Annotated in this window: 13 protein-coding genes; 6 read left to right on the top strand and 7 right to left on the bottom strand. The window is 63.8% G+C overall.

Annotated features, from left to right (window positions below):
* Positions 1 to 294 precede the first annotated feature (294 nt).
* Positions 295 to 1,077: a transporter substrate-binding domain-containing protein gene (locus C2L66_RS16045; RefSeq protein WP_060599496.1), complete on the bottom strand. Its 783-nt coding sequence runs from the start codon at positions 1,075 to 1,077 to the stop codon at positions 295 to 297.
* A 172-nt stretch (positions 1,078 to 1,249) separates the two neighbouring features.
* On the opposite strand from C2L66_RS16045, the gene hemE reads away from it, so the two are divergent.
* The 4 genes from hemE (at position 1,250) to C2L66_RS16025 (ending at position 6,905) form a co-directional block, all read left to right on the top strand.
* Positions 1,250 to 2,353: a uroporphyrinogen decarboxylase gene (hemE, locus tag C2L66_RS16040; protein WP_060599497.1), complete on the top strand. Its 1,104-nt coding sequence runs from the start codon at positions 1,250 to 1,252 to the stop codon at positions 2,351 to 2,353.
* Between the two features lie 446 nt (positions 2,354 to 2,799).
* Entirely contained in the window at positions 2,800 to 5,058 is a 2,259-nt protein-coding gene (locus C2L66_RS16035; RefSeq protein ID WP_060599498.1) for a primosomal protein N', read from the top strand.
* 186 nt (positions 5,059 to 5,244) lie between these two features.
* Positions 5,245 to 6,669, top strand: coding sequence for a YeiH family protein (locus C2L66_RS16030; protein ID WP_060599499.1), 1,425 nt, complete (start codon positions 5,245 to 5,247; stop codon positions 6,667 to 6,669).
* Entirely contained in the window at positions 6,666 to 6,905 is a 240-nt protein-coding gene (locus tag C2L66_RS16025; protein ID WP_054929308.1) for a hypothetical protein, read from the top strand. Before C2L66_RS16030 ends, C2L66_RS16025 begins: the two co-directional genes overlap by 4 nt.
* 54 nt (positions 6,906 to 6,959) lie before the next feature.
* Here the strand turns inward: C2L66_RS16025 and C2L66_RS40675 are convergent, their stop codons facing one another.
* Entirely contained in the window at positions 6,960 to 7,166 is a 207-nt protein-coding gene (locus tag C2L66_RS40675; RefSeq protein WP_054929355.1) for a hypothetical protein, read from the bottom strand.
* 260 nt (positions 7,167 to 7,426) lie between these two features.
* Here C2L66_RS40675 and putA point away from each other — a divergent pair, with 260 nt between their 5' ends.
* On the top strand, positions 7,427 to 11,389 hold the full coding sequence (gene putA, locus C2L66_RS16020) for a trifunctional transcriptional regulator/proline dehydrogenase/L-glutamate gamma-semialdehyde dehydrogenase (RefSeq protein WP_060599500.1): 3,963 nt from the start codon (positions 7,427 to 7,429) through the stop codon (positions 11,387 to 11,389).
* 87 nt (positions 11,390 to 11,476) lie between these two features.
* Positions 11,477 to 12,625, top strand: a complete 1,149-nt coding sequence (locus C2L66_RS16015) for a branched-chain amino acid ABC transporter substrate-binding protein (protein ID WP_054929306.1) — start codon at positions 11,477 to 11,479, stop codon at positions 12,623 to 12,625.
* Positions 12,626 to 12,922: 297 nt separating this feature from the next.
* Here C2L66_RS16015 and C2L66_RS16010 read toward each other — a convergent pair whose 3' ends face one another.
* From C2L66_RS16010 to gcvH, 5 genes are all read right to left on the bottom strand, one after another.
* Positions 12,923 to 14,623 carry a thiamine pyrophosphate-binding protein gene (locus C2L66_RS16010; protein ID WP_060599501.1) on the bottom strand — a complete coding sequence of 567 codons (1,701 nt, stop codon included), beginning with the start codon at positions 14,621 to 14,623 and terminating at the stop codon, positions 12,923 to 12,925.
* A 77-nt stretch (positions 14,624 to 14,700) separates the two neighbouring features.
* Positions 14,701 to 16,089: an L-serine ammonia-lyase gene (locus tag C2L66_RS16005; RefSeq protein WP_060599502.1), complete on the bottom strand. Its 1,389-nt coding sequence runs from the start codon at positions 16,087 to 16,089 to the stop codon at positions 14,701 to 14,703.
* 76 nt (positions 16,090 to 16,165) lie between these two features.
* Positions 16,166 to 17,302 (bottom strand): alginate lyase family protein, encoded by a 1,137-nt coding sequence (locus C2L66_RS16000; RefSeq protein ID WP_060599503.1) that lies wholly within the window; start codon positions 17,300 to 17,302, stop codon positions 16,166 to 16,168.
* 135 nt (positions 17,303 to 17,437) lie between these two features.
* Positions 17,438 to 20,368 (bottom strand): aminomethyl-transferring glycine dehydrogenase, encoded by a 2,931-nt coding sequence (gene gcvP, locus C2L66_RS15995; RefSeq protein WP_060599504.1) that lies wholly within the window; start codon positions 20,366 to 20,368, stop codon positions 17,438 to 17,440.
* A 67-nt stretch (positions 20,369 to 20,435) separates the two neighbouring features.
* Positions 20,436 to 20,816 carry a glycine cleavage system protein GcvH gene (gene gcvH, locus C2L66_RS15990; protein WP_054929301.1) on the bottom strand — a complete coding sequence of 127 codons (381 nt, stop codon included), beginning with the start codon at positions 20,814 to 20,816 and terminating at the stop codon, positions 20,436 to 20,438.
* Positions 20,817 to 20,887: the final 71 nt, after the last annotated feature.

Below are 20,887 nucleotides of genomic sequence, written 5' to 3'. Positions count from 1 at the left end.
CTCGGTCGTTCGAAACGGATACTGCGCTGCGCTATCCGGTTCTGGTCCCCTCACGTCCATCCACTCCAGCCATGCAAGGCTTTGAAGTGGAATGCTCATACGGATCACGTGAGTACCTGTTTGAAACCGCCGTTTGCCACGCACCGTGAAGAATGCTGCATCACAGCAATCACCGACCGTCCTGACGGGACTTGTCGGCTGCCTCGCGATGACATAACTGCGCCACGCTGATTGGCAGGCAGTCGCTCGTACCGATCGGTAAATGCGACTGCCTCGGCCGTCACAATCTCGGCGTCATTTCAGCCACTTGTCGGATATGGACTGGTATTCCCCCGACGCGCGCGCGAGGTGCAACCACTGGTCGACATACTGCTGGAACACTACATCGCCGCGCGGCACCAGCCATGCTTTTTCTCCGTACTGGAACGGCTTGTCAGGATGCACCGAGCACAACCCGGGATTGAGCTTCTGCTGCAACAGCGTCTCAGACGCGTCCGTCACCATCACGTCCGCCTTGCCCGCGAGAATCTGCTTGAAGATCGTCACGTTGTCCGGATAAACAACCTGGGTTGCATGCGGGAGGAACTGCTTCGCGAACCGCTCATTGGTGCCGCCCGGATTAAAGATCACCCGAGTGGACGGCTGATCGATCTGCCCAACCGTCTGGTACTTGTCGACGTCCTCGCAACGCACGATGGGCGACTTTCCGTCCACCTGATACGCGGCCGTGTAGAACGCCCGCTTTTGCCGGTCGAGTGTCGTCGACACGCCGCCGACGGCGACATCGCACTTCGCAACGAAGTCAGTCATCAGGTTCGACCATGACGTTTTCACGAACTCCGCCTTGACCCCGAGCGATTTCGCCAGCGACTCGGCCATGTCGATGTCGATGCCTTCGAACTGGCCGTCCTGCTTGTAGAACGAGTAAGGCTTGTAGTCGCCCGTCGTGCACGCTCGCATCGTGCCGCGCGCGAGAATCTCGTCGAGCCGCGACGCCGCCGCAGGTGCGACACTTTGCGCCTGGACCGCGCCGGCACAGCATAGGGCGGCAAGCAGGGCCAACGTAGCTTTCTTCATTGAGTCTCCTTTATCGTTATCTATGTGGGTGCTACGGAATCGATCATAGACCGCACAACTACCGGTGACCATCGACCGGAAGGCATAGGACAAACATCAATTGCCAGGATTACGGAGGCGGCGTCGGGCGCTCAGCGGTTAAAATGCCCCTTTGCCTTCAGTCGCGAGCGCCGTGGCCCATAACCTCCTCAACGACACCTTCCTGCGCGCGTTATTGCGCCAGCCGACCGAGTACACGCCGATCTGGCTGATGCGCCAGGCCGGGCGATATCTGCCGGAGTACAACGCGACGCGTGGCCGGGCGGGCAGTTTCCTCGGGCTCGCGAAAAATCCCGATTACGCAACGGAAGTCACGCTGCAACCGCTCGAACGCTATCCGCTCGACGCCGCGATTCTTTTCTCCGACATCCTGACCATCCCGGACGCAATGGGCCTCGGCCTCGATTTCCAGGTCGGCGAGGGGCCGAAGTTTGCGCGTCCGGTGCGCACCGAGGAGGACGTCGCGCGTCTGGCCGTGCCCGATATCGACAGCACGTTGCGTTATGTCACCGATGCCGTGCGCCAGATCCGCACCGCGCTCACCGACGCTCAAGGCCGTCAGCGCGTGCCGCTGATCGGCTTCTCGGGCAGCCCGTGGACGCTCGCGTGCTACATGGTCGAAGGCGGCGGCTCCGACGACTTCCGCACTGTGAAGTCGATGCTGTATGCCCGTCCGGACCTGATGCATCGCATCCTGGACGTCAACGCGAAGGCTGTTGCGGCCTATCTGAACGCGCAGATCGAAGCAGGCGCGCAAGCCGTGATGATTTTCGACACGTGGGGCGGTGCACTCGCCGACGGCATCTATCAGCGCTTCTCGCTGCACTACATCCAGCAGGTCGTGAGCCAGTTGAAGCGCGAGCACGACGGCAACCGCGTGCCGGTGATCACCTTCACGAAGGGCGGCGGCCTGTGGCTCGAAGAGATCGCGGCTACGGGCGTCGATGCTGTCGGGCTCGACTGGACGGTCAATCTGGGCAAGGCGCGCGAGCGCGTCGGTGGCAAGGTGGCGTTACAGGGCAACATCGATCCGTCCGTACTGTTCGCGCCGCCGTCGACGATCCGCATCGAAGCGCGCGCGGTGCTCGACAGCTTCGGTAATTTCCCCGGCCACGTCTTCAATCTTGGGCATGGTATTTCGCAGTTCACGCCGCCCGAGAACGTTGCCGAACTGGTCGACGAAGTGCATCGGCATAGCCGCACGCTGCGGTCAGTGGGTGGCGGCGCCAAGGCGTGAAGGTATCGCCCCCGGATTGTGACGTTTTTGTTGCGATGCAACGAAGCGGTCTCTCGGTCTGAGGGGAAAATAGCGTTCCAAAGTCCGCCCCGAGGCCCTCTTAGCGTTGTCAAGACTTGACTTATGCACACTTGTCACGTTGCGGCGCGGTAGAGGGATCGATCGTGGCAGCCGTCTTGAAAAGTACGCGGAATTCTGTTGAAGGCCTTGAGCGACAAGGGTTTCGGGGTTCTTAAGACTAATGTGCGTTATCCCACACAGAGGCCCGTACCACGGCCCTTGCGGGGCATCCGGTTCAAGTTCTCAACAAAGTTATCCACAGGCAGGCGAGGTCGGGCGCAATTGTCGATGCAAAATCAAAACTTAGCGCCGAAATTGAAGTTTTACTTTAAGTGTGTCGACAGCGGCTCTCGGCCTGTGAATAACTTTGCCTGCGAACGGTGCCTATGCGGGTCGTCGATCTGACGGGCACCTACGTCCGCGTCGCGCTCGATCATCCCCTGCCGACGCTGTTCGACTACCGCTGTGACGCCTCACTGGCGCCAGCGCCGGGCATGCTCGTCAGCGTGCCGTTCGGCAAGCGGCATGTCGTAGGCCTCGTCATGGAAGTGACGGCTCACAGCGACGTGCCTGCCGACCGCCTCAAGTCCGTCCATAGCGTCTGCGCTGCTTGCCCGCCGCTTTCTGAGCACTGGCTGCAACTCACGCAGTTCGCCGCCGATTACTACCAGCGCGGCATCGGTGAAGTTGCGCTGCCGGCGCTTCCCCAGGCATTGCGCGATGCGGCACGCTGGACGCGGCTTTTCGTTCCCGAGGAGCGCTATCGTCTGTTGCCCGCAGGGCGCGCCGCGCTGCCCGACGCGCTCCCGGCGCGCGCCACTGCGTTGCGCCGTCTTGCGGCCGCGCTCGCGGACGCCGACACGCTGCCCGCTGCGGAAGCCCGTGCGTTGCACGCAAAGGCCATCGCGACGCTCGAAGCGTGGCAAGCCGAAGGGTGGGTCGCGCTCGAAATAGTCGATCCCGCCGCGCACAGCCTGTCGCGGGATCACACGCCGCGCAGCGCAACATTGCCGACGCTCACGGACGAGCAGACGGCCGCGGTCGAAGCGATCCGCGACGCGCGAGCCTTCGCGCCGTTCCTGTTGCATGGCGTGACGGGCAGCGGCAAGACGGAGGTTTATCTGCGCGCGCTGGCCGCACTGCTGGCGATCAACCCCCAGGCGCAGGCGCTCGTCCTCGTTCCCGAGATCAACCTGACGCCGCAATTCGAGGCGGCGTTCCGCGCCCGCTTCGCGTCGATGGACGATAGCGAAATCGTCACGCTGCACAGCGGTCTTGCCGAGGGCGAGCGCGCCCGCAACTGGTTTGCCGCGCACACCGGGCGCGCGCGCATCGTGCTGGGCACGCGGCTCGCCGTGCTGGCGTCGTTGCCGCATCTGGCCATCATCGTCGTCGACGAGGAACACGACCCGGCATACAAGCAGCAGGAAGGCTTGCGCTATTCCGCGCGCGATCTCGCCATCTGGCGAGCGAAGCAACTCGGCGTGCCCGTGGTGCTCGGCTCGGCGACGCCGTCGCTGGAAAGCTGGTGGCAGGTCGAGCAAGGACGCTACACGCGGCTCACGTTATCGCGCCGCGCCGTGGCCGACGCAGTGCTGCCAACCGTCCATCTTGTCGATCTCGAAGAGGAGCGGCGGCGCGGACGCGCTTCGGTGGAGGGCTTGTCGGGGCCGCTGATAGCGGCGCTGAAGGCGCGCCTTGCGCGCAGCGAACAGAGTCTCGTGTTCCTCAACCGTCGCGGCTACGCGCCGCAACTGGCGTGCGACGCGTGCGGCTGGGTCGCGGGCTGCCCGCGATGCAGCGCCTACGTCGTGCTGCACAAGCCAGAGCGCGCGCTGCGCTGTCACCACTGCGGCTGGGAGTCGCGTATTCCGCGCTCGTGCCCGGAATGCGGCAATGTCGATATCGCGCCGCTCGGACGGGGGACGCAGCGCATCGAAGAAGCGCTTGCCGGCGCGGTGCCGGGCGCGCGCGTGCTACGCATCGATGCCGACAGCACACGGCGCAAAGGCAGCGCTCAGGCGCTGTTTTCGGACGTGCACGCGGGCGAGGTGGATATTCTCGTCGGCACCCAGATGATCGCGAAGGGGCACGATTTCCGGCGGGTGTCGCTGGTGGGCGTGCTGAACGCGGACACGGCGCTGTTTTCCCACGACTTCCGCGCAAGCGAGCGCCTTTTCGCGCAACTCATGCAGGTGAGCGGCCGGGCGGGACGTGCCGGTTTGCCCGGCGAAGTGCTGGTGCAAACGCGCTATCCGCGTCACGCGCTGTATCACGCGCTGGCTCGCCACGATTACGTCGGCTTCGCCAATTCGACGCTGGCCGAGCGGCGCGACGCGCATCTGCCGCCTTTCGTCTATCAGGCGATGCTGCGCGCCGAAGGCCGCACACTGGACGCCGCGCTGACCTTCCTGCAACAGGCGGCCGCGTCGCTGGCCGACATTCCTGCTGCGAGCCGCGTGACCGTCTACGACGCTGTGCCGCTCACCATCGTCAAGGTGATGCATGTGCATCGCGCGCAATTGCTGCTCGAAAGCGCGTCGCGGGCGGCGTTGCAGACTACGCTGCGCAGCTGGCAGCCCATGCTACGCACGGTGAAAGGCGTGCTGCGCTGGAGCATCGAGGTCGATCCGCTCGACATATAGTCAATTGCGTCACGAGCTGTTTTCTTTCATTTTGCATGCATCTGCTGTTAAATCCATTTAAGTCATATCGATAAAACGAAAGGTCGTTTCGTTTCGCGACATTGCTCGACTATATTTCGCCGGATCGGCGCATGAATCACAACAATCGATAGCGCGTGCGCCGCCAACTTTGATCGGGGCACAGCAATGAGCGATACGAGACATACCTTGCCGGCGGGCGCCCAGCCTTCGCGACGGGCAAGCACGACAGGCGGCGGCGGACTTTTTTCGACGGAAGACTGGTGGGCCGTGTGGGTCGGCCTGCTGGTGATCGTCGTTGCATGGGCGCTGTTCGCGTCGGGCAGCAGCATCAAGTGGCTCGCGACGGCGCCCGCCAAATGGACCGATCCCGGCGCGGCCGCGCAGGACCTGGTCAGGCATCTGCCGAACTACATCGCGCTATTCATCGTGTTTGCGGTGCTGTTCGGTATCAGCCTGAGCGTGCTCAAGCAGCGCATCGCACATTTCCTGGCGTCGTTCGCGATCCTGTTTGCCGTGTCGGTGCTGATTTTCGAAGTCGGCGCGTGGGCCAATGCGTCGAAGTACAACCTCGAGCCGCCACTCGTCGCGCTTGCGCTTGGCTTGCTGATCTCGAATGTGTTCCGCCTGCCCGACTGGTTTTCGGCGGGATTGCGCGTGGAGTTTTACATCAAGGTGGGGATCGTGCTGCTCGGCGCGACGCTGCCGTTCACGCTGCTCGTCTGGGCGGGCCCCGTTGCCGTCGGACAAGCGACCATTGTTTCGCTCGTCACGTTCTTCGTGATCTTCTTCGCCGCGAAGGCGCTCGGGCTCGACAAGCGTTTCGCGGCGGTGCTGGGCGTCGGCGGCGCGGTGTGTGGCGTGTCGGCGGCGATCGCCATTGCAGGCGCGGTCCGCGCGAAACGCGAGCATGCGTCGGTGGCGATCACGCTGGTCATCCTGTGGGCGATCGTGATGATCTTCGTATTGCCGTTCGCATCGCGCTCGCTCGGACTGTCGACGGCCGTCGCGGGCGCATGGATCGGCACCTCGGAATTCGCCGACGCGGCTGGCATCGCCGCCGCCCAGGCCTACGGCGACTTCGCGAAGCACGCGGGCGGCGCGATTGCGGGGTCGCCCGAAGCGTCGCTTCAGGCGTTCACGCTGATGAAGGTCGTTGGCCGCGACATCTGGATCGGCATCTGGGCGTTCCTGCTCGCGATCGTCGCGACGACGCGCTGGGAGTCGAGCGAAAACGGTGTGACCGCAAAGGCCGACGCGCGCGAAATCTGGGCGCGCTTTCCGAAGTTCGTGATCGGCTTCGTGATTGCGTCGGCGCTCGTCACGTGGATCGCGAGCCATTACTCGCTCGCTGACTACCGCAAGGTGGTGACGCCGGAATTCGTCGCGCCGATCACCGCGTTGCGCACGTGGGCGTTCATCTTCTGCTTCTTCAGCATCGGACTGACGACGCGCGTGCGTTCACTGGCTGCCACGGGCATCAAGCCGTTTATCGCCTTCACGGTCGGCGTCGCCGTCAATATCGCCATCGGCTACGCGCTGTCCGCGCACGTGTTCGCACCGTATTGGAATAGCTTGGGGCAGGGCTCGTGAGCGCGCCCGCCGATCTCGACGACGCCGTCGACGCGCAGCCCGGCGAACGCCGGCCGTGCTGCGCGGATTGCCGGTTTCGCGCCGACGATCGGCATTCGCTTGAGCAGAGCATTCCGGGCCTCGCTGTATTCGGTTCGGGCTTCGGCGCCAGTGTTTCCGACAGCCGCTTGTGCCTCATTCACGACCAGCTCGTCGCGCCGCGCGACAGCTGCCGCCGGTTCGCACGAATCCGCTGACGGCATCCGCGTCATCGAGGCGCGTGCTTGTCGCGCGCCTCTCACGCGAAGCGTTTAGCCGCGAATCGACTTCGCTTGCGCGTCGCGCTCGTCGTCGTGCACTTCGATCGGCACCAGTTCACGCCGCGCTCCGCCTGTCGCGCCGCGGATGAACAACACCATGCACGTGGCGAACAGCATCCAGACGCCCGTCACTACCAGCCATTTTTCCATTTTGGTCACCCCGTATCGCGAGACTTCGAACCCAGTACCGTGCGTCATTGCGCATCTCATGACCGGTATAACGGCGCGGTTTTCATTTCGATAAGGGTTGTCTGAAAAATAAACCAATCCAGGGAAAACACCGAGCACAATCGCATGCATCCCGGCGGTGCACGTTCGGCGCTCAGCCTTGTGCGACAAGCCTCAACGGAGGGTGCAACCGTTTCTCGCAACTGGTTGCACCTTTTTATTGGGAGGGGTACGATTCGGCCAACTTTTTAGTCTTTGGCCGGCGTCCGTCGGCGCATAAAGAAGGAACCATGGCGAGCACCACCCTTGGCGTCAAAGTCGACGACCTGTTGCGTACCCGGCTGAAAGATGCCGCCACGCGTCTCGAACGCACACCGCACTGGCTGATCAAGCAGGCGATCTTCGCGTACCTGGAGAAGATCGAACACGGTCAGCTTCCCGCCGAACTGTCGGGCCACCATCACGCAACCGAACTGGCCGACGGTGCCGCCGATTCCGACGAAAGCGACGGGTTGCATCCGTTCCTCGAATTCGCGCAGAGCGTGCAGCCGCAGTCCGTGCTGCGCGCGGCGATCACGGCCGCGTATCGCCGTCCCGAGCCGGAGTGCGTGCCGTTCCTGCTCGGCCAGGCGCGCCTGCCCGCGAATATCGCGACTGACGTCCAAACGCTGGCGGGCAAGCTGGTCGAAACGCTGCGTGGCAAGAGCAAGGGCGGCGGCGTCGAAGGATTGATCCACGAGTTTTCGCTGTCGAGCCAGGAAGGCGTCGCGCTGATGTGTCTCGCGGAAGCGCTGCTGCGCATTCCCGATCGCGCGACCCGCGACGCGCTGATCCGCGACAAGATCAGCAAGGGCGACTGGCGCTCGCACGTCGGCCATGCGCCGTCGCTGTTCGTGAACGCGGCGACGTGGGGCCTGATGATCACCGGCAAGCTGGTGACGACCAATAGCGAAACGGGTCTGTCGTCGGCGCTCACGCGCATGATCGGCAAGGGCGGTGAGCCGCTGATCCGCAAGGGCGTCGATATGGCGATGCGCCTGATGGGCGAGCAGTTCGTCACGGGCGAAAACATTTCGGAAGCGCTGGCGAACAGCCGCAAGTTCGAAGCGCGCGGTTTCCGCTACTCGTACGACATGCTCGGCGAAGCCGCGACGACGGAAGCCGACGCGCAGCGCTACTACGCCTCGTACGAACAGGCGATCCACGCGATCGGCAAGGCGGCAGGCGGCCGCGGTATCTACGAAGGCCCGGGCATCTCGATCAAGCTGTCGGCGCTGCATCCGCGCTATTCGCGTTCGCAGCACGAGCGCACGATGACTGAGTTGCTGCCGCGCGTGCGCTCGCTCGCCATTCTCGCGCGCCGCTACGACATCGGACTGAATATCGATGCCGAAGAAGCGGATCGCCTCGAAATCTCGCTCGATCTGCTCGAAGCGTTGTGCTTCGATCCCGAACTGCAAGGCTGGAACGGTATCGGCTTCGTCGTGCAGGCATATCAGAAGCGTTGCCCGTTCGTGATCGACTACATCGTCGACCTCGCGCGCCGCAGCCGTCACCGCATCATGGTGCGCCTCGTGAAGGGCGCGTACTGGGATACGGAAATCAAGCGCGCGCAGGTGGATGGCCTCGAAGGCTATCCGGTGTACACGCGCAAGATCTATACGGACGTGTCTTACCTCGCGTGCGCGAAGAAACTGCTCGGCGCGCCGGATGCCGTCTATCCGCAGTTCGCGACGCACAACGCGCATACGCTGTCCGCGATCTATCACCTCGCGGGCCAGAACTACTATCCTGGCCAGTACGAGTTCCAGTGCCTGCACGGCATGGGCGAGCCGCTGTACGAAGAAGTCACGGGCCGCGACAAGCTGAACCGTCCGTGCCGCGTGTATGCGCCCGTGGGCACACACGAAACGCTGCTCGCGTATCTCGTGCGCCGCTTGCTGGAAAACGGCGCGAATACGTCGTTCGTGAACCGTATCGCCGATGAAAGCGTGGCCATCAAGGACCTCGTTGCCGATCCGGTGGAAGAAGCCTCGAAGGTCGTGCCGCTCGGCGCGCCGCACGCGAAAATTCCGCTGCCGCGCAATCTGTTTGGTGCGGAGCGTACCAATTCGATGGGCCTCGATCTGTCGAACGAGCATCGTCTCGCGTCGCTGTCGTCGGCACTGCTGGCGAGCGCGAATCATCCGTGGCGTGCGGCGCCGATGCTCGAAGACAACGAGATCGCCGTCGGCAATGCGCGCGATGTGCGCAATCCGTCGGATCATCGCGACCTCGTCGGCACCGTTGTCGAAGCGACCCCGGAACATGTGAGCGCTGCGCTCTCGCACGCGGTCGCCGCCGCGCCGATCTGGCAGGCGACGCCCGTCGAAGCGCGCGCCGATTGCCTCGCGCGTGCCGCCGATCTGCTCGAAGCGCAGATGCATACGCTGATGGGCCTCGTGGTGCGCGAAGCGGGCAAGTCGCTGCCGAACGCTGTTGCCGAAATCCGCGAAGCCATCGACTTCCTGCGTTATTACTCGACGCAGATCCGCGACGAGTTCTCCAACGACACGCATCGTCCGCTGGGTCCCGTGGTGTGTATCAGCCCGTGGAATTTCCCGTTGGCGATTTTCATGGGCCAGGTGGCCGCTGCGCTCGCCGCAGGCAATACCGTGCTTGCGAAGCCCGCTGAACAGACGCCGCTGATCGCCGCGCAAGCCGTGCGCATTCTGCGCGAAGCGGGCGTGCCGGCAGGCGCGGTGCAACTGCTGCCGGGCGACGGCGAAACGGTCGGCGCCGCTCTGGTCGCCGATGCGCGCACGCGCGCCGTGATGTTCACCGGCTCGACGGAAGTCGCGCGCCTGATCAACAAGACGCTGTCGAACCGTCTCGACCCCGAAGGCAAGCCGATTCCGCTGATCGCCGAAACGGGCGGGCAGAACGCGATGATCGTCGATTCGTCGGCGCTGGCGGAACAGGTCGTGGCGGACGTGCTGCAGTCGTCGTTCGATTCGGCTGGTCAACGTTGTTCGGCGCTGCGCGTTCTCTGTCTGCAGGACGACGTGGCGGACCGCACGCTCGAAATGCTGACGGGCGCGATGAAGGAACTGGCGGTCGGCAACCCGGACCGGCTGTCGGCTGACGTCGGTCCTGTGATCGACGCGGACGCAAAGCGCAGTATCGACGCGCACATCGCATCGATGCGCGAAAAGGGCCGCAAGGTCACGCAATTGCCGATGCCGGATGGTTGCAACGCTGGCACCTTCGTTCCGCCGACGCTGATCGAACTCGACAGCATCGACGAACTGAAGCGCGAAGTATTCGGCCCGGTGCTGCACGTGGTGCGTTATCGCCGCAGCGCGCTGGACAAACTGCTCGAGCAGATCCGCGCGACCGGTTATGGGCTGACGCTCGGCATCCATACGCGTATCGATGAAACCATCGCGCATGTGATCAGCCGCGCGCACGTCGGCAACATCTACGTGAATCGTAACGTGATCGGCGCCGTGGTCGGCGTGCAGCCGTTCGGCGGCGAAGGGTTGTCGGGTACGGGTCCGAAGGCGGGCGGCGCGCTGTATCTGCAGCGTCTGCTTGCGACGCGACCCGCTGGCCTGCCGAAGTCGCTCGCGCAGACGCTGATGGTTGACGGTTCGCAACGCGCATCGAATGGTGCTCAAAACGGCGCACAGAATGGCAACGCGGCGAGCGATAATCCTGCCGCGGCGCTGGCGTCGCTGCGCGACTGGCTGATCGCGGAACGCCAGCCGGTGCTGGCTGCGCGTTGCGACGGCTATCTGGCGAACATTCCGGCGGGCGCGACGGCTGTGCTGCCCGGTCCGACGGGCGAGCGCAACACGTACACGCTCGGCGCGCGCGGCACGGTGCTGTGCGTTGCGTCGACGGCAAGCGGCGCGCGCGTGCAGTTCGCGGCGGCGCTGGCGACGGGCAACAAGGCGCTGTTCGAAGGTGCTGCGGGCGAGCAGCTGTATGCTGCGCTGCCGGCGCAGCTGAAGCAGTACGCGAGCGTGAAGAAGAATGCGGAAGCATCGTTCGATGCCGTGCTCTTCGAAGGAGACAGCGACGAGCTGCTGACGCTCGTGAAGGACATCGCCAAGCGCGCGGGTCCGATCGTGTCGGTCCAGGGCGTCGCGGCGCGGGCGCTGGAAAGCGGCGATGAGGATTACGCACTCGAACGTCTGTTGACGGAGCGTTCGGTGAGCGTGAATACGGCAGCAGCAGGCGGTAATGCGAATTTGATGACGATCGGCTGAGCGAACCTTGCTCGATCGATTCAAAAAATGGCGCGAGACGGCGACCCCGATCACCGCGCCGTCCACACCTGGTACCAAGGAGAAGCTATGCAACACACGATGAAAAAGCTGGCAGGCGCGACGCTGTTCGCTGCCATGTCGCTGGCGGGGACTGCGCACGCACAGCAGGTCGAAGACGTGAAGATCGGTTTCGCTGGCCCGATGACGGGCGCGCAGGCGCACTACGGCAAGGACTTCCAGAACGGCATCACGCTCGCAGTCGAAGACATGAACGCGACGAAGCCGGTGATCGGCGGCAAGCAGGTTCGCTTCGTGCTGGACACGGCCGACGACCAGGCTGACCCGCGCACGGGCACGACGGTCGCGCAGAAGCTCGTCGACGACAACATCAAGGGCATGCTCGGCCACTTCAACTCGGGCACGACGATCCCGGCATCGCGCATCTACGCGAACGCGGGCATTCCGCAGATCGCGATGGCGACGGCACCGGAATACACGCAGCAAGGCTTCAAGACGACGTTCCGCATGATGACCTCGGACACGCAGCAAGGCTCCGTCGCGGGCACGTTCGCTGTGAAGACCCTGGGCATGAAGAAGATCGCGATCGTCGATGACCGCACGGCTTACGGCCAGGGTCTCGCGGATCAGTTCGAGAAGGCAGCGAAGGCTGCGGGCGGCACGATCGTCGATCGTGAGTTCACGAACGACAAGGCCGTCGACTTCAAGTCGATCCTGACGAAGCTGAAGTCGGTCCAGCCGGATCTGATCTATTACGGCGGCGCCGATTCGCAGGCTGCGCCGATGGTCAAGCAGATGAAGACGCTGGGCATCAAGGCTCCGCTGATGGGCGGCGAAATGGTTCATACGCCGACGTTCCTGCAGGTCGCAGGCGATGCGGCTAACGGTACGGTGGCTTCGCTGGCTGGTCTGCCGCTGGAAGAAATGCCGGGCGGCAAGGACTATGTTGCAAAGTACAAGAAGCGTTTCAATGAAGACGTTCAGACGTACTCGCCTTACGCTTATGACGGCGCAATGGCCATGTTCGATGCCATGAAGAAGGCGAACTCGACGGACCCGGCGAAGTACCTGCCGGTGCTGGCCAAGACCAGCATGCCTGCTGTTACGACCAAGGATCTCGCCTATGACGCGAAGGGCGATCTGAAGAACGGTGGTATCACGCTGTATAAGGTCGTTGATGGGAAGTGGACGACGCTGCAGAGCGTGGGTGGCAAGTAAGGTTTTTGCCTTTGCGGCGCCTGGTGATTAGCTGAGCGTTGCTGATTTTTTCGAAGCCTCGTAGGGTTTTTTGCTCTGCGAGGCTTTTGTGTTTTTTGCGCTTGTCGCTGGCATCCGCGTTTCGCTTTCGTACTTCACGCGTCGCCCCTGTGCGGGGCGGCACCTACTTTTCTTTGCCGCCGCAAAGAAAAGTAGGCAAAAGAAAGCGGCTCAAACCGAGCCGCTTGACGTTTGCCCACGGGCCCTCAACGGCCCGGGGCTCCTGCTGCATAGCGCTTGAGGCCGCCGTGCTTCTGGCTATTCTCCGCGTAGCTTCTTCCCCTGCTCGCGCACCTGCTCCAACGTCGCGCCCGGTGTGCTCGCTTCCTGAAGCAGGCGAATTTCGATCACCGCCGGTTTCTTCGATTCCTGCGCGCGTTTGAACGCCGGCATGAAGTCTTCCGTGCGCTCCACCGTTTCGCCGTGGGCGCCGAACGACTTCGCGAACGCCGCGAAGTCCGGGTTCGTCAATCCCGTTCCATGCACGCGGTTCGGATAGTGCCGCTCCTGGTGCATGCGGATCGTGCCGTACTGGCTGTTGTTCACGACGATGAAAATCACCGGCAGATCGTATTGCATCGCCGTCGCGATTTCCGATGACGACATCATGAAACAGCCGTCGCCCGCAAACGCCACCACCGCGCGATCCGGATACAGCGACTTCGCTGCAATCGCCGCCGGCACGCCATAGCCCATCGCACCGCTCGTCGGCGCAAGCTGCGAACGGAAGTGACGGTACGCGAAGTGCCGGTGCAGCCACGTCGCGTAGTTGCCCGCGCCGTTCGTCAGGATCGCGTCCTTCGGCAAGTGCTCGCGCAGTTGCAACATGATTTCGCCAAGCTGCACGTCGCCCGGAATCTTGCGCGGCTTGCGCCATTCGAGATACGCGTCGTGCGCTTCTTTTGCCGTGCCTTCCCATGCGGGTTTCGTCGACGGCTTCAGTTGCGCCAGCATCGACGCGATCTCCGGCATGCCGGAGACGATCGGCAGGTCAGCTGAGTAGACGCGGCCCAGTTCTTCCGCACCCTGGTGGACGTGGATCAGCGTCTGCTTCGTCTTCGGGATGTCGAAGAGCGTGTAGCCGTTGGTCGTCGCTTCGCCCAGACGTGGACCGAGCGCTAGCAGGACGTCGGCGTCCTGGATGCGCCTGGCGAGCGCCGGATTGATGCCGAGACCGACGTCGCCCGCATAGTTCGGGTGCTCGTTGTCGAGCGTGTCCTGGAAGCGGAAAGCGAGGCCGACCGGGAGTTGCCAGTTTTCGATGAACGTGCGCAAGTCTTCGCACGCTTGCGGCGTCCAGCCGCTGCCGCCTGCGATCACCATCGGTTTCTTTGCGCCTTCTAGCAGGCCGCGCAAACGCTCGATTTGCTGCGGCGCGGGCGCTGCTGCCACGCGCTGATAGGCGGGCGCGCCCGGCATTGCGGCGCATGCGTCGCTCAACATGTCTTCCGGCAGCGACAGCACCACGGGACCCGGACGGCCCGACGTCGCCGTGTGGAACGCGTGGCTCATGTATTCGGGAATACGGCGCGCGTCGTCGATCTGCGCGACCCACTTCGCCATCTGGCCGAACATGCGCCGATAGTCGATTTCCTGGAACGCCTCGCGGTCCAGATGCTCGCGCGCGCATTGGCCGATCAGCAGGATCATCGGCGTGGAGTCCTGAAACGCGGTGTGCACGCCAATCGACGCGTGCGTCGCGCCCGGGCCGCGCGTGACGATTGCAATGCCCGGCCGGCCCGTCAGCTTGCCGACGGCTTCCGCCATGTTGGCGGCGGCCGCTTCGTGGCGGCACACAACCGTCTGAATTTGCGACGTTTCGTCGTGCAGCGAATCGAGTACTGCCAGAAAACTCTCGCCGGGCACGCAGAACACGCGCTCGACGCCATGCGTCAACAGCGCGTCGACCATGAGCCGCGCGCCGGTAGTCATATTTGAAGCATCGGAAGACAGCGACATTGCGAAGACACCTCCAGTCAGAAGAGCTTCGACAGCTTACGCCGAGACCCTCGCGGATGTCATTCGTAAAAGCGGCATCAACATTCGATGATGTTCACCGCCAGCCCGCCGCGCGACGTTTCCTTGTACTTGGTCTTCATGTCGGCGCCCGTTTCGCGCATCGTCTTGATGACGGAATCGAGCGACACATAGTGACTGCCGTCGCCGCGTAGCGCCATACGCGCGGCGTTCACCGCTTTCACCGACGCCATCGCGTTGCGCTCGATGCAAGGAATCTGCACCATGCCGCCGACCGGGTCGCACGTGAGGCCGAGATTGTGTTCCATGCCGATTTCGGCGGCATTTTCCACTTGCAATGGCGTTCCGCCCATCACGGCCGCGAGCGCGCCCGCCGCCATCGAGCATGCGACGCCCACTTCGCCCTGGCAGCCGACTTCCGCGCCGGAGATCGACGCGTTCAGTTTGTACAGAATGCCGATCGCGGCCGCCGTCATCAGGAAATCGAACACGCCTTGCTGGTTCGAGTTCGGCATGAAGCGCGTGTAGTAATGCAGCACGGCGGGGATGATGCCCGCTGCGCCGTTGGTCGGCGCGGTGACCACGCGGCCGCCCGCCGCGTTTTCTTCGTTGACGGCGATCGCGTACAGATTGATCCAGTCGACCATCGACAGCGGATCTTGCAACGCGCGCTCCGGATTGCCCGTCAGCGCGCGATACAGTTGCGGCGCGCGCCGCTTCACCTGGAACGGGCCGGGCAGATTGCCGTCGGCGTCGGGATTGTTGATGCCGCAGCCGCGCGCGACGCAGGATTGCATCACGTCCCAGATCTTCAGCAGGCCGGTGCGCGTTTCATCGTCCGTATGCCAGGCGCGCTCGTTGTCCCACATCAGTTGCGCGATGCTCTTGCCCGTCGTTTTGCACATGTCCAGCAAATCGGCACCGCTGCGGAACGGATGTGGCAACTGTTCGACAGCGGCGAGCACCTTCGTATTCGGCGCGCCCGCCGTCACGACAAAGCCGCCGCCAACCGACAGATACGTCGATTCGCGCAGCGTCTCGCCGTTTGCATCGAAAGCGCGCAGCTTGAGGCCGTTCGGATGTTCGGGCAGCGCCTGGCGGTAAAACGAAATGTGGTCCTTCTGCACGAACGGAATGACGTGCTTGCCGAGCAGCGCAAGCGTGCGTGATGTGCGGACCTGTTCGAGGCGGGCCGCGATCGTGTCGGGATCGACGGTATCGGGCGCGTCGCCGAGCAGGCCGAGCATCACGCCGCGATCGGTGCCGTGGCCTTTGCCCGTCGCACCGAGCGAACCATACAGATCGACCTTCACCGATGCCGTGTTGTCGAGCAGCCCGTCGCGCTCGAGCCCTTGCGCGAACATCAGCGCTGCGCGCATGGGACCGACCGTGTGCGAACTCGACGGGCCAATGCCGATTTTGAAGAGATCGAAAACGCTGACTGCCATCACTGCTCCTGCTAGCTGGAAATTCGTTTGTGCTGCACTGCGCGGGTAGCGCGGCAGCGAAATGTGTCGCGCGTGATCAACGCGCCGGCAACGGCAGACACACGGCGAGCCACGCGGGCGGCGTCGGTGCCAGTTTCAGCGCGACGGGCGTGTAGCGTCCGTCGAGCCGCGCGGCGAGGTGATACAGCTCGGCCGCATTCTTCGGGTCCCACTGTCCACTATAGCCGGGCAAACCGGCCTCGCGGCGCTTTGTATCGAAAGGCACGCTCGAATGCACGAATTCGTCGTGCGTCTTCGCGCCCGTTGCATACGGCGTGAGCCAGTTCAACGCGGCCGCGAGCGTCGCGCCGCTCGGCGCGCGCTCGTTGAGCCAGTTGCGGTTGTGGCGGCGCGCGGCGAGCGCCGCCGTCACCAGCGGCTGAAGATCGTACGTCACATAGTGCAGCGCATCGCGCTCACCGAAATCGACGGTCGTGCCGTCGGGCGCGATGTTGTCGTTGACGTGCTCGACGTACAGGCGCTGCGCCGCCTCGATCATCTTGCGGTTGTCGAGCGTGAAGGCCGCCATTGCGATCAGCTTCACGCGATGGCTTTGCCAATTGTTACGGAAGGTGCCCGTCAGCGGCCGCGGTTGCCCGTCGATCTGCGCGATGTAGCCGTTCGCGAGCTTCGCGAGGAAGGTCATCGTGGCATTGCGCGTCTTCACGGGCAGGGCGCTCGCTGTCATGTCGTACGCGAGGATCAGCCCTTCGAAAGGCGTTTCGTCGATCGGATTGAACGACGGCTGGTAGGTCGTGACCCATGCGTACAGCAGGCGGTCGACCAGCTTCAGATAGCGGTCGTCGCTGGTGGCGCGCCACGCGAGGGCTGCATCGCGCAACAGGTCGAGATCTTTCTCCGCTTCCTTGCTCTGGTCGTAGATGCCCTCGTGAGGCAGCGTGCCTTCCGTATGCAACTGGCGCACCGCGTGCGCCGGTTCGTTCAGATGCGCCTGGACATTGCTCACCAAAGCCTTGACGCCCGGGTCGGAATTGGTGCGCTCGCTGGTTTGCAGCGCGGGGGCGGCGCAGAGGTTCATGGCGGCGTGGGCGTTCTGGGCGCAGAACGCGACGGCCGCGATCAATAGCGCGGTGAGCGGGAAGGCAGGAGAGGGTTGTTGCGGCGCACGCGTACGGTGTGTCGTTGGTTGCATCATTCGCACCTGTCGCACCATGCGAAACTCCTTCGTTGGGCTGATTCGGTGTGAGATGGTAACGGTTTGACGCGCGGAGTAACAGGACTGCGGGCAGAACCGTGCGCCGGTCGAGATCGGCCGGCGCACGGTTTACACCACTTCAATACTTCGCATTTACTCGTAATCAGCCACAGGCACGCACGAGCAGAACAGGTTGCGATCGCCGTACACGTTGTCGGCGCGACCAACCGGCGGCCAGTACTTCTTCGCAACCAGCGACGGCAACGGATACGCCGCCGTTTCGCGCGCATAGCCATGCTGCCATTCGTTCGCGACGACGACCGCCGCCGTATGCGGCGCGTGCTTCAGCGGATTGTCTTCGCGATCGCTGCGGCCTTCCTCGACGTCGCGGATTTCGTTGCGAATCGCGATCATCGCTTCGATGAAGCGATCCAGCTCTTCCTTCGATTCCGATTCGGTCGGCTCGACCATCAGCGTGCCCGGCACCGGGAAGCTCATCGTCGGCGCGTGGAAGCCGTAATCCATCAGACGCTTTGCGACATCGTCGACGGAAATGCCGCTCGTTTCCTTGATGGGACGTAGATCCAGAATGCACTCGTGCGCGACCAGTCCGCCCGGGCCCGAATACAGCACCGGGTAATGCGGCGCGAGCTTCTTCGCGACGTAGTTCGCGTTGAGGATTGCGGTTTCGGTGGCAGCCGTCAGATTCTTCGCCCCCATCATCGCGATGTACATCCACGAGATGGGCAGGATCGACGCCGAGCCATACGGCGCAGCGGAGACAGCACCGATGCCGCTCGCGTCGCGCTCATAGCCCGTCGAGGTTTGATTCGGCAGGAACTTGGCCAGATGCGCGCCGACGGCGACAGGGCCGACGCCCGGTCCGCCGCCGCCGTGCGGAATGCAGAACGTCTTGTGCAGGTTCAGGTGCGAGACATCGCCGCCGAACTGACCCGGCGCCGCGAGGCCGACCATCGCGTTCATGTTCGCGCCGTCCACATAAACCTGGCCGCCGTGTGCGTGCACGATCTCGCAAACTTCGCGGACGTTCTGCTCGAACACGCCGTGCGTCGACGGATACGTGATCATGATGGCCGCGAGCTTGGCCGAATGCTGTTCGGCCTTCTTCTTCAGGTCTTCGATATCGACGTTACCTTGCGCGTCGCAAGCAACGACGACGACCTGCATGCCCGCCATCTGCGCCGACGCCGGGTTCGTGCCGTGCGCCGAAGCGGGAATCAGGCACACGTTGCGATGACCTTCGCCGCGCGATTCGTGATACGCGTGGATGATCAGCAGACCCGCGTACTCGCCTTGCGAGCCCGCGTTCGGTTGCAGCGACACGGCCGCGTAGCCGGTTGCGGCGACCAGCATCTGTTCGAGCTGATCGATCATTTCGCGGTAGCCGACGGTTTGCTCCGCGGGCGCGAACGGGTGAATCTGGCCGAACTCGGGCCACGTGACGGGCAGCATTTCCGACGTCGCATTCAGCTTCATCGTGCACGAGCCGAGCGGGATCATCGAGCGGTCGAGCGCGAGATCCTTGTCCGACAGGCTGCGCAGATAGCGCAGCATTTCCGTTTCCGAGTGGTGACGGTTGAACACGTGGTGCGTCAGATACGCGCTTTCGCGTTCGAGCGCTGCCGGGAAGGTGTTCGACGCGCCGAGCTTTGCATCGAGTTCGTCGATTTGCGGCACGGCTTCGACGAATGCAGCTTGCGCGAACGCGGCGAGCAGATCGGCGAGATCGGCGCGCGTGGTCGTTTCGTCGAGCGACAGACCGACGCGCGTGTCGCTCACGTGGCGCAGGTTGATGCCCTTCGCCGTCGCGGCGTCGTGCAGTGCTTGCGTGCGCGCGCCCGTTTCGAAGGTGAGCGTGTCGAAGAACGATTCGTTGACGAGCGTATAGCCGAGTTGCTTCGCGCCTTCCGCGAGCAGCGCGGCGATGCGGTTCACGCGTTGGGCGATCATCTTCAGTCCACGTGGGCCGTGATAGACCGCGTACATGCTGGCCATGATCGCGAGCAGCGCCTGCGCCGTGCAGACATTCGACGTCGCCTTTTCGCGGCGGATGTGCTGTTCGCGCGTTTGCAGCGCGAGACGCAGCGCGGGATTGCCTTGTGCATCGACGGTGACGCCGACCAGACGGCCCGGCATCTGACGCTTGAATTCGTCGCGCACGGCGAGATACGCCGCATGCGGGCCGCCGAAGCCGACGGGCACGCCAAAGCGCTGCGAGTTGCCGACGGCCACGTCCGCGCCCCATTCGCCGGGCGGCGTGAGCATCGTCAGCGCGAGCAGGTCGGCGGCGGCGACGACATGGCCGCCCGCTGCGTGGATCGCTTCAGCGAGCGCGCGGTAGTCGTGCACATCGCCGTTCACGCCCGGATATTGCAGCAGCACGCCGAACGCATTCGAGCCCGCCGCATCGGCAGCCGGGCCGACCTTCACTTCGATGCCGACGGGCTTCGCGCGCGTCTTCACGACTTCGATGGTTTGCGGCAGCACGTCGTCTGCCACATAGAAAATGTTTGACTTGGGCTTGCCCACGCGTTGCAGCAGCGTCATCGCTTCGGCGGCGGCCGTCGATTCGTCGAGCAGCGACGCGTTCGAAATTGCGAGGCCCGTCAGGTCGACGATCATCTGCTGATAGTTCAGCAGCGCTTCGAGACGGCCCTGCGAGATTTCCGGCTGATAGGGCGTGTAAGCCGTGTACCACGCCGGATTTTCGAGCACGTTGCGCAGGATGACGGCAGGCGTGTGTGCGTTGTAGTAGCCCTGGCCGATATACGAGCGGAACACCTGGTTCTTGTCCGCGAGTTCGCGCAGCGCGGCGAGCGCTTCGGCTTCGCTCTTCGGCTGGGCGAAGGGGCCGAGCGGCAGCGCGTCCTGGCGGCGAATCGCCTTCGGAATCACCGCGTCCATCAACGCGGCGCGCGATGCAAAGCCGAGGGCTTCGAGCATCGACTGCTGATCGGCCGCGTCCGGGCCGATGTGCCGTTCGGCGAAGGCGTCATGCACTTCGAGCGCGGCGAGCGAGAGAGGAGTGCGGTTCATCAGACGATCCGGGTGTTCGAGCTTCATGGAATGTTCCTGCTGGCGCGGCTTGCGTCTGTCATTGCGAACGCCGCGCCGGTCGTGAGTAAGTGGCTTATTCGCCGATCGACTTGCCGTACGCGGCGGCGTCCATCAGACGGTCTTCCGACGCGCCCGCCGCCGGCTTGATCTTGAACAGCCAGTTGTCGTACGGCGCGCTGTTCACGGCGTCGGGCGTATCGGCGACGTTCTGGTTCGCCTCGATGATCTCGCCCGAAACCGGTGCGTAGATATCGGAGGCGGCCTTCACCGATTCGATGACGGCGACGGTATCGCCTGCCGAGACGGTCTGGCCCAGCTGCTGCACTTCGAAGAAGACGATGTCGCCGAGTGCTTCCTGCGCGTGGTCGGTGATGCCGACCGTCAGCGTGCCGTCCGCCTCGGTGCGGACCCATTCGTGCGATTCGGTATATTTCAGATCGGCCGGGATGCTCATCGGATGCTCCTATGCGGTAATTCGGTTGATTTAAATGGTGGGACGCACGCGACGTTTTCGTGTCTGTCCGG

Source organism: Paraburkholderia caribensis (assembly GCF_002902945.1).
In the GTDB taxonomy this organism is placed as follows: Bacteria; Pseudomonadota; Gammaproteobacteria; order Burkholderiales; family Burkholderiaceae; genus Paraburkholderia; species Paraburkholderia caribensis.
Note: the sequence above shows the minus strand (reverse complement) of the source record. Positions and strands in the feature narration are given on the sequence as shown.